This is a genomic window from Helicobacter sp. 11-8110 (genome assembly GCF_003288905.1).
In the GTDB taxonomy this organism is placed as follows: Bacteria; Campylobacterota; Campylobacteria; order Campylobacterales; family Helicobacteraceae; genus Helicobacter_D; species Helicobacter_D colisuis.
Genome location: NZ_NHYL01000013.1, coordinates 18072 through 33047, shown reverse-complemented (window position 1 = coordinate 33047; position 14976 = coordinate 18072). Strand labels below are relative to the sequence as shown.

10 protein-coding genes and 1 pseudogene are annotated in these 14976 nt (G+C 33.7%); 4 read left to right on the top strand and 7 right to left on the bottom strand.

Going from position 1 to position 14976, the window contains the following annotated elements; genetic code table 11:
* The coding region (locus CCY98_RS08210) for a hypothetical protein (RefSeq protein WP_112058064.1) at positions 1 to 3682 on the bottom strand (3682 nt) is incomplete at its 3' end.
* An 80-nt stretch (positions 3683 to 3762) separates the two neighbouring features.
* Positions 3763 to 5739: an excinuclease ABC subunit UvrB gene (gene uvrB, locus CCY98_RS08205; protein ID WP_112058065.1), complete on the bottom strand. Its 1977-nt coding sequence runs from the start codon at positions 5737 to 5739 to the stop codon at positions 3763 to 3765.
* Positions 5740 to 5912: 173 nt separating this feature from the next.
* Between uvrB and CCY98_RS08200 the strand changes: the two genes are divergently transcribed.
* The 4 genes from CCY98_RS08200 (at position 5913) to CCY98_RS08185 (ending at position 9138) form a co-directional block, all read left to right on the top strand.
* Complete coding sequence (locus CCY98_RS08200; RefSeq protein ID WP_112058063.1) at positions 5913 to 6665, top strand: hypothetical protein; 753 nt, start codon at positions 5913 to 5915, stop codon at positions 6663 to 6665.
* A gap of 155 nt (positions 6666 to 6820) precedes the next feature.
* Positions 6821 to 7054, top strand: a complete 234-nt coding sequence (locus tag CCY98_RS08195; RefSeq protein WP_112058062.1) for a hypothetical protein — start codon at positions 6821 to 6823, stop codon at positions 7052 to 7054.
* Positions 7054 to 7281 carry a hypothetical protein gene (locus CCY98_RS08190; protein ID WP_112058061.1) on the top strand — a complete coding sequence of 76 codons (228 nt, stop codon included), beginning with the start codon at positions 7054 to 7056 and terminating at the stop codon, positions 7279 to 7281. The genes CCY98_RS08195 and CCY98_RS08190 overlap by 1 nt, the downstream gene beginning before the upstream one ends.
* A gap of 3 nt (positions 7282 to 7284) precedes the next feature.
* Positions 7285 to 9138: a primosomal protein N' gene (locus CCY98_RS08185; protein WP_112058060.1), complete on the top strand. Its 1854-nt coding sequence runs from the start codon at positions 7285 to 7287 to the stop codon at positions 9136 to 9138.
* Between the two features lie 23 nt (positions 9139 to 9161).
* On the opposite strand, the gene CCY98_RS08180 is transcribed toward CCY98_RS08185, so the two are convergent.
* The 5 genes and pseudogenes from CCY98_RS08180 to asnB form a co-directional block, all read right to left on the bottom strand.
* Positions 9162 to 10193, bottom strand: coding sequence for an SLAC1 anion channel family protein (locus CCY98_RS08180; protein WP_112058059.1), 1032 nt, complete (start codon positions 10191 to 10193; stop codon positions 9162 to 9164).
* A 172-nt stretch (positions 10194 to 10365) separates the two neighbouring features.
* Positions 10366 to 12012: pseudogene (locus CCY98_RS08175) on the bottom strand (cation acetate symporter); the annotation flags it as partial.
* Positions 12013 to 12014: 2 nt separating this feature from the next.
* On the bottom strand, positions 12015 to 12356 hold the full coding sequence (locus CCY98_RS08170) for a DUF485 domain-containing protein (protein ID WP_112058057.1): 342 nt from the start codon (positions 12354 to 12356) through the stop codon (positions 12015 to 12017).
* Between the two features lie 254 nt (positions 12357 to 12610).
* Positions 12611 to 13027 carry a universal stress protein gene (locus CCY98_RS08165; RefSeq protein ID WP_112058056.1) on the bottom strand — a complete coding sequence of 139 codons (417 nt, stop codon included), beginning with the start codon at positions 13025 to 13027 and terminating at the stop codon, positions 12611 to 12613.
* Between the two features lie 125 nt (positions 13028 to 13152).
* Positions 13153 to 14976 (bottom strand): asparagine synthase (glutamine-hydrolyzing), encoded by a 1824-nt coding sequence (gene asnB / locus CCY98_RS08160; RefSeq protein ID WP_112058055.1) that lies wholly within the window; start codon positions 14974 to 14976, stop codon positions 13153 to 13155.

Sequence of the window (14976 nt, the reverse complement as noted above, 5' to 3'; positions counted from 1 at the left end):
CTAGGTTTTGTAATCCAAAGGTTTGTAGCCATTGTTTTTGTGTGTCTTTGTTTAGTGTGTGTTCTTTGCCTTTGGTATCTACAAACTTTATGTCTTGTGTTTGTGTTTCTTGTGCTTGGTCTTTTGTTTGCGGCTTATGGCTTGTGCCCTCTCTTTGGCTTCCCTTGATAAAATTATTATAAGCTTCCTCTTTTTCTCTCAAAGCAGGAAGCATATCTATAACTGCACTCGTAGGCTCACTTGGCTCTCCCTTGCTTATAAGCAACTCTAGCAAATCATAAATATCTGCATTTTCGATTCCTTTACCCTCTTTAAATAGTGTAGGCTCTAGCGCTTCAACTAAATCTGCCTTTGCATTTTTTAGCACTTCATAGAGTGCATTAGCAGGATTTTCTTGTCTTGCAAACTTTGCCAAACTTGCTCCTAAAATCTCTCCTATAAGGTTCTTGTAAAATTCTCTATCACTCTCAATGAGATCATTTCTGCCCTCTTTTGTGGTGGTTTTTAAGACATTATCTATTTTTTCAGCTAATCTTTTGAAATTCTCTGCCCTAGTGCCTCTTAGGCTTTGAGAGGTTGCATTAATAGAATCAAGCAAATAAGGTCTTAATTCCAATTTTTTCAAGCCGTGTTCGCCAATATCATTGACTAAATTATGGAATTCCCCTGCATTTTTTACAAACATATCCTTGATTTTGCTAAAGGTTTCTCTATCATTGCTTTGATAGACTTTTGTTAGCACCTTTGCAATATTCTCTCCATTGCTATTTTTTGCTAAATGTCCTAATAATGCCAAATTTGCTTCTTCTTCATTAGGTAAAAGTCCATTTTTCTCTAAGGCTTTTGCTACCTTTGTGCTTAGCTCATCGACACTTTGACTTTCAAAGTATTTTGGTATTGTTTCTAACTCTTTGCTATATTTTCCCAAAGATGCCATTACTCTATCGCCAAAAGTGCGGTTAGTGTTTGCATTACTCACAAAGGCTAAAGAAACTAACTTTTGATTTTCTAAATCATCTTTTGGCATTCTAAGCAATAATTCATCAGATTCTAGCTCTACTCCAAAATTCTCTTTTATAGCATTTTCATACCTTTTTCTTGAAGCTTCATTAAACTGCTTCATTCCTTCCACTCTATGATTTCCTGCTATGACTTGCCCATCAGGAGCTAAGATAGGCAAATCTTCAAATCCTCCCCTACCAATCATTAAATTAGGTTTGAATTGTGTTGCAATGCGTTCAATCACTGCAGGATTGCTTTGTGTTCTTGGCTGAAGTGCATTACCTTCAAAATTAGTTTTTAAATCATCTGCTTTGACTACCACATATTTTAGTTCTAGCACTTCATTATTTCCTAGAGTTACGCTATTTAGAGGGGCTTTAACTTCTCTTGTTTGGATTTTCTCTCCTAAGTCTAAATTCCGATTAAGGCTACTTTGTCCGCTCTCTGCGTCTTTTTGCTCTTGGATTATTCTTTGTTTTTGTGCTATTTCTTTTGCTTTTAAATCTCTTTGTGCTTCTTGCTGTGCTTGTAGCTTCTCTTTTGCTTCTTGCTGTGCTTCTTTTTCTGCTTGTGCCTTTGCAAAAGGGCTTAGGCTTGTTTGCAATCCTTGTGTGTTTGTGGTAGAATTAGCTTTAGAGTTTTCAAGGTTTTTTACTGCATTGTCCGAAGTAGATGTAAAGGGGTGTTCGGTGAAAGTGTCGCTCTTATCCTTGTATCTCTCAAAAGCTGTGATAATAAAATTCTTTTTTTCTCCTTTATATTCCGCACTAAGCCCTATTACATAGTTGTCTTTTTCTATGCGATACCTTATGTTATTTTGATTAATCACATTACCTTTTTCAATAATTTCAGGTATCAAACTTGTATCAAAATCAGGGTGCTTATCAATTATATGGGCTAATCCATAGCCTTTATGATTCACAGGGTCTGTTACCTCCCCCCAAACCAAATCAATATCCCCTAAGCCCTCTTTATAAAATGCCCCTGCAACTTGTCCTTTATACGCTCCTTGCTTTACTTCATCTTCTGTGAGACTCCCTGCTTCTTTTCGTGCTTCATAGTCTTTAGCTTCAGTTAAAAGCTTCTCTATTGCTCCTTTGCCATTGTGATAGTATTCTGGATAATTCACTCCAAATTCTTTAAGTGGAATAGATTGACTTAGTTTCATCGCATCTTTTTTAGCTTCAAACTCTGCCTCTCTTGCTCTCCAATTCTCTGCCTCTTTAAGTGTTTCAGCTTTGACTTCATCCACTTGCTTTAAAAACGAATTTAAAAGCTCCCTTGTAGGAAGATTGAAATTATTAGGAGTATTGCGTTTTTGTAAAATTTTTTTAAAATCCTCCACATTCACACTATGATTTAAAGCACTTAAGAGATGATACCGCAACGCCGCTCCTTGTATTCTCTCATTAATGCCATTAAATTTCACGCTTGTAAAGGGTATCCCAAGTTCTGGTAAATTCCGCATTAGCAAATCCATAATTGCCGAAGTCATTTTCTGCTTTGTTGCGCCCTCTGCACTCGTTGCAATCGTAGAATTCAATCCTTTGCTTCCTGTTTTTGGAGGTCGTAGCTTATAAGCTATCTCGCCATCGTTTGAAAAGAGGCGGTGGAATCCGCCTATAAGCTCTAGGGCATCTTTAGCCCCTTTGGTGGTGAATTTATCTTTTAGCCCCTCAATCTCTTTGTTAAAAAGCACACTATCAAAAACCTTTAGCTCATTTTCTCCCTTGCTTATGCTTTTTTCAAAGATTTGCTGTATCACTCCTAGCTCTAAATTCTCTTTTTGCTCTTTAGGTAGATTTTGGGTTAATATTTCATAATTGCTTTTTGCACTCTCTCCTTGTCCTTTCAAGTATCTAACAAAGGCTTCTTGCGCTTCTTCTTTGGTCTTTGTGCTGTCCATTAAGCTTTTAATGCCCTTAACTTTAAAAATCTCTTTCATAGTCGCATAATCACTCAAAGCACTTTCAAAAAGCCTTTTAGAATCAGCATAACCCTGTGTATTTTGGGCAAAAATATCATCAATGCCTTTTTTAATATCTTCTTTTAAAAATCCCCTTACCGCACTCTTTAAATGTTCATTCAAATTTGGATTAGTGCTCTTTGTGTAAGCATTTAGTCTCTTTAAAGCGTTATTGAGTTGTTTAAATTCCACCCCATTTGGATTATAAATATTTGCTTCAACATCCTTTAGAAATGCCATTGCATCACTCTCTAAAATACCGCTTTTTTCTAGCTCTTTTCTAAAGTTTAGGTAGTTTTTAGAATCTATTGTAGTCTTATAATTCTCATCATAGATTTTTCCTAGCACATTTTCCATTACATCGTTATAATCAGCTTTGGTTTTGTTTTTTAGATTTTCATAAATTGCTCTTATTTCTATGTTATCCATTCCGAGCTCTTTTAGCCCCTTTTGGAGATTATAGGTGGTGGCATTAAGTATATCTCCAAGTGCTTTAGAGGCTTTAGGAGAGGTGTTTGCCACTTCAATTAAAAAGGCTAAAGAGCTTCCACTCTCATCAGCACGGATTAATTCAATGAGTTCTAACTGCCTTTGTCTAAGTGTTGGCTTGTTGATTGCATTCAGCACTTTTAAAGCACTTGATTTTAAAGGCAAATTACTCTTTTGCAAAGCATCAATAAGTTTTTGAGTGTTGCTGTCCTCTCCACTCTTCAATCTTCCTCCAAACTCTTCTCCAAAGGCAAATAAAGCCTCTTTTTCTTCAGGTGTGTAAGAGTTATATATTTCTTATTAGATTATAAATTCCGCATTTTTACTACCTCATCTCTTAATCTTGCTGCCTCTTCAAAATCAAGTCTTTTAGCCGCTTCATGCATTTTTTTAGTCAATTCTTTAACCAATTTTTCTCTCTCTTGCCTTGGCATTTTTTCTTTCTTTTTAGCTTTTTCATAAAGCATTCCTAAATCTTGATTTTTAAGATTCTCATCTAGCTTTCTTGAAACACTTTGAGGTTTAATATTATGAGCTTTATTGAAAGCCTCTTGTTTGTTGCGACGATAATCTGTAACTTCCATTGCTTTTTTAAGTGAAGGGGTAATTTTGTCAGCGAAAAGCAAAACTTTACCATTAACATTTCTAGCTGCTCTTCCCATAGTTTGTATAAGACTAGTCTCACTACGCAAAAAACCTTCTTTGTCTGCATCTAGAATCGCTACCAAAGAAACTTCGGGTAAATCTAATCCTTCTCTTAAAAGATTAATCCCTACCAAAACATCAAACTCCCCAACTCTAAGCCCTCTAATGATTTGATTCCGCTCAATCGCATCAATTTCAGAATGCATATAACGCACCTTTAGCCCCAAATCATTATAATAGCGCGTTAGCTCTTCTGCCATTTTTTTAGTTAGCGCTGTTACAAGCACTCTCTCACCTCTTGCAATGACTTTTTTAGCCTCATCATATAGCACTTCAACTTGATTTTCTACACTCAAAACTTCATAAAGGGGATCAAGCAATCCTGTTGGGCGAATAAGCTGTTCTGCTGTGTGATTTTCACTTAGTTCCAATTCCTTCTGCGCAGGTGTTGCAGAGACAAAAAGGAAATGGGGGGCTTTATGGATAAATTCCTCATATTTTAAAGGACGATTATCTAAAGCACTTGGCAAACGAAATCCATATTCCACAAGCACTTCCTTGCGACTCCTATCCCCTGCATACATTCCGCCAAATTGTGGCAAACTCACATGCGATTCATCAACAATCAATAAATAAGGCTTATTTTTTTGAGCAAAATAATCTAGCAAAGAATAAGGTGTCTCTCCTGGTGCTTTACCTGTCAAATGTCGTGCATAATTCTCTATCCCCTTGCAAATCCCTGTCGATTCTATCATCTCCAAATCAAACTCGGTGCGCGATTTTAGTCTCTCATATTCCACCATTTTATTTTCTTTTTTAAAAAAGTCCAATCTCTCTGCAAGTTCTTTTTCAATACTTTTAATTGCCACTTTCAATCTATCTGCCCCAACAATAAAAGGATTTGCCGCATAAAGCACAAATGATTCTAAAGATTTTAAGGGCTTTTTATCCACACTATCTAAAATCGCAATTTTCTCTAACTCATCTCCAAAAAACTCTAGCCGCACCACTTCATCTTCACTATACGCTGGATAAATATCAATCACTTCACCATTAACCCTAAAATCCCCCCTATCAAAGAAAGAATCGTTGCGTTTATAACCCATCTCAACAAGTCTAAGCAGCATATTTCTTTGATTATAGCTACTTCCTGTTTCAAACTTTTCTATCATTTCCAAATATTCTTTTGGATTCCCCAATCCATAGTTTGCTGATACAGAAGCCACCACAATCGTATCATCATAAGCCAAAAGCGAAGTTGTAGCTGATAGTCGTAATCTCTCTAATTCTTCATTAATACTCGAATCTTTTTCAATAAATAAATCTTGCCTTGGAATATATGCCTCTGGCTGATAATAATCAAAATGAGAGATGAAGTATTCCACATGGTTTTTTGGGAAAAAACCTTTGAATTCGCTAAAAAGCTGTGCTGCTAAAGTTTTATTATGCGTCATTATAAGCGTTGGTATTTGCAACTCTTCTATAATGTGTGCCATTGAAAAAGTCTTTCCACTACCTGTTACGCCAATTAAAGTTTGGTATTGCGAACCGCCCTTAATATAATTACTTAATTTTTTTATGGCTTGAGGTTGATCTCCTGCAGGTTTATAGGATGAATTTAAAATAAACTTTTGCATAACAAACAAGAATCCTTATGTGAAGTTTGTGAAGTATAGTTGCAATTATAGTCAAAATTTCCAGATTCTATTTTTAGCACAAACTTTAATTTTATTTAAAAATTAAAATACTTGACTTTTGTTAATTTTATCTTTATTATTTTATCCTAAATTCTAATCTAAAGGACATATAAATGCGTGGAGTAATATTGGGCAGTGGAATCATCAGTGGTGATGATGGAAAAAGGTATCAATTTCACCTACAAGATATTCAAAATCTTGAAGGTAGAAGCGAACAAAGTTTAGAAAAATGTGAAGTAGATTTCGAAATTGATGAATCTGGAGAAAAAGCTAGTGCAAAAGCTATTTTTATTACCAAATCTTCTGCAAATGTTGTGGATTCTATTACCAATTCGCTAAATGACAATAGTATTAGTTCCATTAAACTTAAGGCGTATATTGGAATAATTTTTTCTGCACTTGCTTTTATTCCATTTCTTGGTTGGTTTTTTGCTATTGCGGGAGTGGTTGTTTATATTTTCGCACTTATTGGAATCTCAAGAGAATCGGGTTGCAAGTCAATAATTTTTAATTTCATTATCTCAGCAGTCTTATCATTCATTTCAACTATTATCATTTCTTTTTCAACAGTTTCTGCTGTGGTTGGAGCTCTTTCAAATGCAGATTCAGGCATATTTGCAGGTATTGGTTTTGCTGGTATTATCGGTTTTATTATTGCAATTAGTGCGCTATATTTTTCTTATAAATATTATTCATTACTTTCAGAAGCTACCAATGAAAGATTGTTTTTTTATGCCTTCATTATTAGTGTAATTGCGACTTTAACAATATTTATCCCACTTCTAGGTATTTTACTTACTATCATCTCCTACATTGTTCAAATTGTGGCGTGGGTTAAATTTAAAGAAATTCGAAAAATCAACTAAAGAGCTTTTTTGCTCTTTATGGTTTTCTATCACTCATACAAAGCATTTTTAATTAAAATTACTGAATTTTTTGCTTTCTATTCTTAGAAACTTTCATATTTTCAGAAAATAATGTTAAAATACATTTTTCACTCCCAAGCAAAAGGTTTTACACAATGGAAGAAACGCAAAATATTTCAAACAAACTCTTAAAAGGCATAGATGATTTAATCACAGAATTACAAAGAACACGCGATGAGAATCAGCAATTACGACAACAAATTGTGCTTTTAAAAGCTGAAAATGAAGCTAAAAATACAGAAATCAGTTCACTTTATGATGAAATCGGCTCAAAAGAAAAAGAGTTAGAAAATGTCTTAAATAAAATTCAAAATGTTCTTGGTCACTAATGGATAATATTCTTCGTGTTTGTATTGTTGGAAGGCATTATGATATTCCAACACAAGAAATCTCACAAGAAACCCTAATAGCCTTAAATCATCTCATTGATGAAAGTCAAAATATCAACCCAAAAGACTTACTCAAGGCTTTTTTGGAAGCTTCAGAAATCTCAAACACTCTCAAAACAACAATCCAAAAAGCCAACCAAATCTTAGAATCCAACAAAAATCCCTAAATCTTGTTTTATTATCTAGTTGCTATTCTAAAGCAAAACTCTCCTTTGCTAACCTATGTTTCCACAACCCCTATGAATATTGGTGATATTATCAAAGTTCCCCTGCTAAAAAGCACTAAAAATGCCGTGGTGCTCCAACCTTGCAACAAACCAAATTTTCAATGCAAATTTTTAGAATCCACACAAGAATACTTTTCTAAAAACCAACTAGATTTAGCCGAATTTATCACAAGCTATTATTGCACTTCGCGCTCTGTTGCTTATGGAATCTTTACTCCTTTTCTTAAAAATTCTACCCCTATTAAGCAAACAAGCCTAGATTTTACTCTACCAAATTTAAGCCCCAAACAAATCCAAGCGCTAAACTTTATCAATTCCCATCAAAGTTCCCTACTCTTTGGAGATACAGGAAGTGGAAAAACAGAAATTTATATCCACCTCCTTAATCAAACTCTCAAGCAATCCAAAAATGCACTTTTATTAATGCCAGAAATCTCCTTAACTCCTCAAATGGAAAAGCGTCTTTATGCAGTTTTTGGAGATATTTTAGCCTTTTGGCATTCTAAGCTAAGCAGCAAAAAACGAAAAGAAATCCTAAAAAGGCTACGCAATGGAGAAATTAGAATCTTAGCAGGAGCACGTTCTAGTCTCTTTCTCCCCTTAGATCATTTAGGGCTAATTATTATTGATGAGGAGCACGATGATGCCTATAAATCTTCCTCATCTCCACGCTACCATACTCGAGATGTTGCCCTTTATCTAGCCAAAAAAACTAATATCAAAATTCTCCTTGGTAGCGCTACGCCACTTGCTAGCACCTATTATAAATTCAAACAAAACAAAAGCATCTTTAGGCTAAAAGGCACTTACTATCAAAGTAAAAAAGAATTTCTCTTTTGCCCTAACAACAATGAATTACACCCCCTTATCTTGCAAAATCTCAAAGAAAATCTCCAAGCTCATAAACAATCTATTGTTTTTTTACCCACGAGGGCAAATTTCAAACATCTCCTTTGCAATACTTGCGGAAATAATATACAATGCCCAAATTGTAGTGTTTCTATGAGTTTGCACAGCAAAGATTCTTCTCTAAAATGTCATTATTGTCACCATACAAGCTCTATTCCAGAATCTTGTCCCATTTGTGGTGGTGCTTTAAGCTCTTTAAGGATTGGAACGCAAGAATTTGCCAATCATCTCTCAAAAGAAATCCCCAATGCCAATATTGCTTGTTTTGACAGAGATTCTATCACCACACAAAGAAAACTCAAAGAGACTTTAAAAAAATTCAATCATCATAAAATTGACATTCTTGTTGGCACACAAATGCTCTCCAAAGGACATGATTATCATAATGTTTCCTTAAGTGTAGCACTAGGACTTGATTATATTTTAAAGGGGAGTGATTATCGCTCTAGGGAAAAAGCTTTGGCTTTAATGTTTCAATTATCAGGCAGAAGTGGTCGCAAGGAAAATGGAAAAGTAATCATTCAAACCCTTCAAGAAGATTTTTTCAGAAATTATCTCAATGATTATGAAATATTTTTGCAAGAAGAATTAACTTTTAGAGAGCATCTCTATCCCCCTTTTATGCGTTTAGCCCTCATTAAAATTTCACACAAAAAGCAAGAAGCTGCAGTGGCTATTACAGATGAGATTCTAGCAGTCCTTAAACAAAATCAAACAAATGAAGTCGAAATTGTTGGATATGGAATAGCACCTATTGAAAAAATTGCCAATAAATGGCGCTATGTCATTTTATTACGCTCTAAAGAAGCAAAAGCCCTACACCAAACACTCTTAAAAATCAAAAATATTCCTTGCGAAATTGACATTGATCCCATTGAGTTTAATTAAGGGCTTAATTCAACAAAATCAACTCACTCTTCTATGACGCAAATTTCTCGATTTTTAATAGCAATCAATGTCCTAAAACCTACAACAAACACAATCACTACACACAACACTCCTCCCAAAATTCCAAACACCTTATAAATAGGAGAATAACTTGCAATATAAAGTTCCAATGAGCAAAGAGTAAAAGCAGCAATTGGGAAAGTAAAAGCCCACCACGAAAGCGCAAATTTTATATTTAAAAATACATTAAAAATACTTGCCATCAAAAAAATAAAAAATAAAGCCACACTAAAACTAGCACTAGCAATCACATACAAACTTCCCATTGATATAAAATCATTAAACATTAGCAAAACATCAAGCCCAAAAATACTAGGGGGTGCGATAAAAATAAAGAGTGTGGGAAGAAATTTTTGAGGAAGATTTTCTCCAAAAATAAGCCTAAAAAGCAAACCAGCTCCTAAAAGAATCCAAAAAAAAGTTCCCATTCCAAAATAAAAAATCAAAACTTCATAACTTACAATCACATCTCCCAAGGCTATATTCAACTTCATTCCCGCTAAAGGAACGATAAGATTCCCCACAATAGGAATAAACCACGCAGGACTTGCCATTTTTTGTTTCATTTCATTAACAAACCAATATTTCACTACATAAAGACTAAAAATAAGCTGTAATAAGGCTCCAATCCAAAACAACACCAAAGCAAATCCATCTCCAATATAAGGCAAAACCAACATCAAAACAATCAAAATCGACACTGAAACTGCTGCAAAAAAATTAATTCTAACAGGATGCTTTAACTCTTTAAGAAAAGCTTTTGGGTATTTGATTATTTTCAATCCATACAAACCAACTATTGCCACTAACAAAGCCACACTGATAGCAACACAAATCACAGATAGCCATCCTAAAGATTCATGTAACTCAAAAATATCAATGCTTTTATTAACCACTAAAGACAAACCACCAACACCCATCACCGAAACAAAGAACATAATAGGAAAATGAACTAACCAATAATTTTCTTCCATACTTTCTTTATTTTCTTCCATAATCAACCTTTTTTAAAAAAATTATGGAAGTATATTCCAATTTACTTTAAATAAATGAGACAAAATCACATGAGTATTTTTTGCCAATTATTTTTAAAAATAAAAAATATTTTTAAAAATAATATTGTAAAACCAAAAGAGATTCAAAAAAGGAAACCTTGTTTGAATCTAAATGTGCAACCGCCTCGCTAATCCCTACTCCACTTTGCGCTCTAAAATCTTGTGCTGCAAATCCTTCTTTGTCAATCTTAGCTCTTTGCGAATTATCAAGCTTGGAAATAATATAAATTAAAATAAAAGTAATAGGCATTGAAAAAATTGCAGGATGATCATAAGGAAAAATCGCTTCACTAAATCCAAAGCTTTTAATCCAAATACTAGGACTTAAAATCACCATCACCAAAACAGAAATTAATCCAATCAATCCTCCCCAAAATGCACCCTTAGTTGTAAGATTCTTCCAGTAAATACTCAAAAGCAAAATTGGAAAATTCACACTTGCTGCAATCGCAAAAGCAAGTCCAACCGTGAAAGCAACATTTTGTTTTTCAAAGATAATTCCAAGTAAAATTGCAAAAATTCCAATTCCAATTGTTGAAATTTTAGTTACCTTCATTTCTAATTTAGGATCGCACACACCATTTTTGCAAACATTCACAAACAAATCATGACTAATAGCTCCCGCTCCAGAAATAGCTAGCCCAGCTACCACAGCCAAAATTGTCGCAAAAGCAACTGCAGAAATGAAACCATAAAAAATATCTCCACCCAATACTTTTGCTAGAGTGATTGCAACCATATTAGTAATCCCATTAAAACTACCATCTACATTGGTAAATTGAGGATTACCAAGCAAAAGTGCAATTGCCCCAAAACCAATAATGAAAGTTAGAATATAAAAATATCCCATTAAACCAGTGGCATAAAAAACAGATTTTCTAGCCTCTTTGGCATCTTTCACTGTGAAAAATCTCATCAAAATATGGGGTAATCCAGCTGTCCCAAACATCAAGGCAAGTCCCAAAGAAATAGCTGAAATACTATCAGGCAAGAATCCTCCAGGCAACATTATTTTTTCCCCTTGCAAATGATTCTGTATGGCTTGATTAAAATAATAACTTAAATCAAACTTAGTAAGATACAAAATCATAATTGCCATAAAAGTAGCACCGCCTAGCAATAAAATTGCTTTTATGATTTGAACCCAAGTTGTAGCGTGCATTCCACCAAAGGTAACATAACAAATCATCAAGATTCCTACAATAATTACTGCAACCCCATAAGGAAGCCCAAAGAGAATCTGAATCAACTGCCCCGCACCAACCATTTGTGCAATAAGGTAAAAAACAATAACACTTAAAGCAGAAACCGCTGAAATAATACGAATTGGTTTTGATTCTAAACGATAGGCAGTAATATCTGCAAAAGTAAATTTACCCAAATTTCTAAATTTTTCTGCTATTAAAAAAAGAATAATAGGCCAACCCGCTAAAAATCCTATAGAATAAATTAAGCCATCAAATCCATTAGTAAAAACTAGTGCTGTAATCCCTAAAAAACTAGCCGCACTCATAAAATCTCCAGCAATTGCTGTCCCATTTTGCATACCTGTAATATTACCACCAGCTGTGTAAAAGCCACTGGCACTTTGACTTTTTTTGTTAGAATAATACGTAATCCCAAGCGTGGCTAACACAAAAATCAAAAACAATGTTACCGCAATAGGGTTAAACTCTGATATTGCGACATTTTCCATATCAAATCCTGCCCCAAAACCTGCACTAATTAATCCCAAAAAGATTCCAAGAATTTTTTTCATTTTTACTCCTTTATCTTCCCATTTTTCAAGTCTTCTAACGCCCCACTTTTTTCTAAATCTTCTAAGGTTTCTTTTTGCATTTTATCAAAATACCAATTTGCAAAAAAAGTATAAAGCCCTGTTGCTAAAATACACAACACGATTAAAAAGATTCCAAGAATAATCCCTAGGGTAATAGCACTAGGACCAACGCGATAACCCAAAACTTCCGGAAAAATCCCAATACTTAACAAAAATACATAATAACAAAGCAAAATAGCTAAAGACAATATTAAACTAACCTTACTCCTAAAAGCTACAAAGCTTTTATATTTTTGAACCGATTCTAAATATTTTTGTTCCATTTAATATCCTTTACTAAAAAGTTCATATAAATGTTACAAAAAAACTCAAAAATATAAAAATAATTTAATGATTTTAAATAACAATATAAGATTAATATTTACAATAAGTAACATAATTAATTATTTGTATATTTTTGTAACACTATTTTTAAAATAGAGAATCACCCAAAAGTCAAAAAAAATAGATAAGAAAGACAAAAGAGATAAATATGCCAAGAATCAAAGATTCTTGGAAACTAGTAGTAATTTAGGAATTATTTTGCAATAAGAATTGAAATGGGAGACTTTTGGGAAAGATCATTTTGATTAGTAGAGAAAATTTTATTCCAAAAACTCTCTTCACTTTGACCAATAACTAGCAAATCAAAATCTTTGGCATAATTTAACACTTCTGAAACTGCCTCACCTTCTAGCAACTCTTGCTTAATATTAACGCCTTTATTAGTAAAAATCGCACTAAAATCCTCCAACAAGCGATCACTTTCCTCATTTTCCTTTTTTTCAATATCCTCATACGCAGCTAATGCAGCTTCGCCATAAAGCATAATGGGAGTTTTGACATGAATAATAGTAATGGCACAATCCTCCCTATCTCCAAAAAAATTCACCACAAATTCTGCTGCTTTTTGACAAGCTTTTGTGTCATCCACCGCAAATAAAATCTTTTTCATTTAAAAACTCCTTTATTTTTTAAGGATTCTAACATAAAAAATATAATTTTAATCCCCACTAACCAAAAGCCTTTAAAAACAGAAAAGTTTAATCACTTATTAAAATCAAGTCTTCGCAAAATAGCTTAATATTCTAAATATTTTTGATACCACACTTCTAACGCAAATAAACTCCACAGCATTTTAGCGCGCTTCTCACTAGGGATTTTAGAACCAAAGCAAATCTCATCTATCTCATCTTTAGAAAGAAATTGATCGCTAATGCTTGGTTTTTGTAAAACCTGCAAAATAATTTCTTTTAATTCTCCATTGACCCATTGTTTTAGAGGCACTTCAAAGCCTCTTTTTGGAGCATTATAGACTTCTGCATCTAAATATTTCTGTGCTAAAAGCCGCAAAAGATATTTTGTTTTTTTGCCTTTTATTTTTAGAGAATCATCTAAAGCAGGGGCAAATTCTACTAGCATTTTAGAAAGAAAAGGAGAGCGACCCTCTAACGAGTTTGCCATTGTGGCAATATCCATCTTAGGTAGTAAATCACTTAATAAAAGACATTGTGAATCTAGCAAAAGCATTTGTGAGAGTGAGGAAATTTTGGAGCAAAAAGTCGATTCTAAATCTTGATTAAAAGAATCATTTAAGTGTGTTTCAAAACTAAAATACCCTTCAAAAATATCTGTTGTCGCACTCAAATAATAAGATTTAAAATCTTTTTGATAATGGCGTGCCATTTGCAAAAGACGATAAAAGTAATTATAAAGTGATTTTTTCTCTCTAGGTTTGGGAAATAATCCCAAAGCACCACCCAAAGCTTTAGTTTTTGGAATAAGCAAATGCCCAACATAACGCCGATAACCCCCAAAAAGCTCATCTGCTCCATCACCATTTAAAATCACACTTAAATATTTTTTTGCCTCCCTTGCAACATAATAGCTAGGAATCGCTGAGCTATCAGCAAAAGGTCGCCCATAATTTTGCAAAATCTTAAAAATATCTTGCTTCAAATCCGTGCTAATCTTTAAAGTTGTGTGATTAGTGTGGTATCTCTTTGCTGTCATTTCTGCTAAACTACTCTCATCATAAGTACCATCAAATGAAATGGTAAAAGTGCGCAAATTTGGATTTATCTCACTAGCTAAAGCCACAATCAATGAGCTATCAATCCCACCACTTAAAAATGCCCCCACTTCCAAATCCGAAGACAAAAGCCTATTTTTTATGCTTTGTTTTAATAGCGTTTCACAAGCCTCCAAAGATTCTTGCAAATTTGTTTTTTTGGGTTGCTCATAAATTGCTTTTAAATCAAAATAACTCTGAATCTTTAAATAATGATTTGTTAAATCATAAATTCCATAATGTCCATTAGGCAAAGAAAAAACATCTCTATAAGGCGCACCATCTTGATAAAAAAAACCACTTTGTAAAAAAAAGGCTAAAGAATCTCTATCTATCTCCATTTTTTTTATTCCAACTAGCGTGTTTAATTCACTTGCAAAGCTAAATGATTCTGCTTTTTGATAGTAAAAAAGTGGTTTTTTTCCCATTCTATCGCGCGCTAAAACTAGCTTCTGCTCTTTTCTATCAAAGATTACAAATGCAAACATTCCATCTAATTTATCCAAAAAATCAATACCATAATGCAAATACAAAGCCAAAATTGTCTCGGTATCACTATGAGTTTTAAAAGTGCAGGAAAGCTCTCTTCTTAACTCCATATGATTATAAATCTCTCCATTAAAAACAATACTCAAATGCTCTAAATTCATAGGTTGATTAGATTCTTTGCTTAAATCTTGAATGCTTAGTCTTGCGTGAAAAAACTGCAAAAATCCACCCTTTGTCATCTCCTCTAATATCCCTTTTGCATTGGGTCCTCTATGAGACATTAAAGAATAAACTTTATCTAAAGTTATCTTAGGTATATTAAGGCTTCCAGCGATTCCACACAT

What these genes read in the sequence shown, in the direction of transcription:
- CCY98_RS08200 (WP_112058063.1), top strand. Translation starts at nt 5,913, where the DNA reads ATGCGTGGAGTAATATTGGGCAGTGGAATCATCAGTGGTGATGATGGA.
- asnB (WP_112058055.1), bottom strand. Translation starts at nt 14,976, where the DNA reads ATGTGTGGAATCGCTGGAAGCCTTAATATACCTAAGATAACTTTAGAT.
- CCY98_RS08195 (WP_112058062.1), top strand. Translation starts at nt 6,821, where the DNA reads ATGGAAGAAACGCAAAATATTTCAAACAAACTCTTAAAAGGCATAGAT.
- CCY98_RS08170 (WP_112058057.1), bottom strand. Translation starts at nt 12,356, where the DNA reads ATGGAACAAAAATATTTAGAATCGGTTCAAAAATATAAAAGCTTTGTA.
- uvrB (WP_112058065.1), bottom strand. Translation starts at nt 5,739, where the DNA reads ATGCAAAAGTTTATTTTAAATTCATCCTATAAACCTGCAGGAGATCAA.
- CCY98_RS08180 (WP_112058059.1), bottom strand. Translation starts at nt 10,193, where the DNA reads ATGGAAGAAAATAAAGAAAGTATGGAAGAAAATTATTGGTTAGTTCAT.
- CCY98_RS08165 (WP_112058056.1), bottom strand. Translation starts at nt 13,027, where the DNA reads ATGAAAAAGATTTTATTTGCGGTGGATGACACAAAAGCTTGTCAAAAA.
- CCY98_RS08190 (WP_112058061.1), top strand. Translation starts at nt 7,054, where the DNA reads ATGGATAATATTCTTCGTGTTTGTATTGTTGGAAGGCATTATGATATT.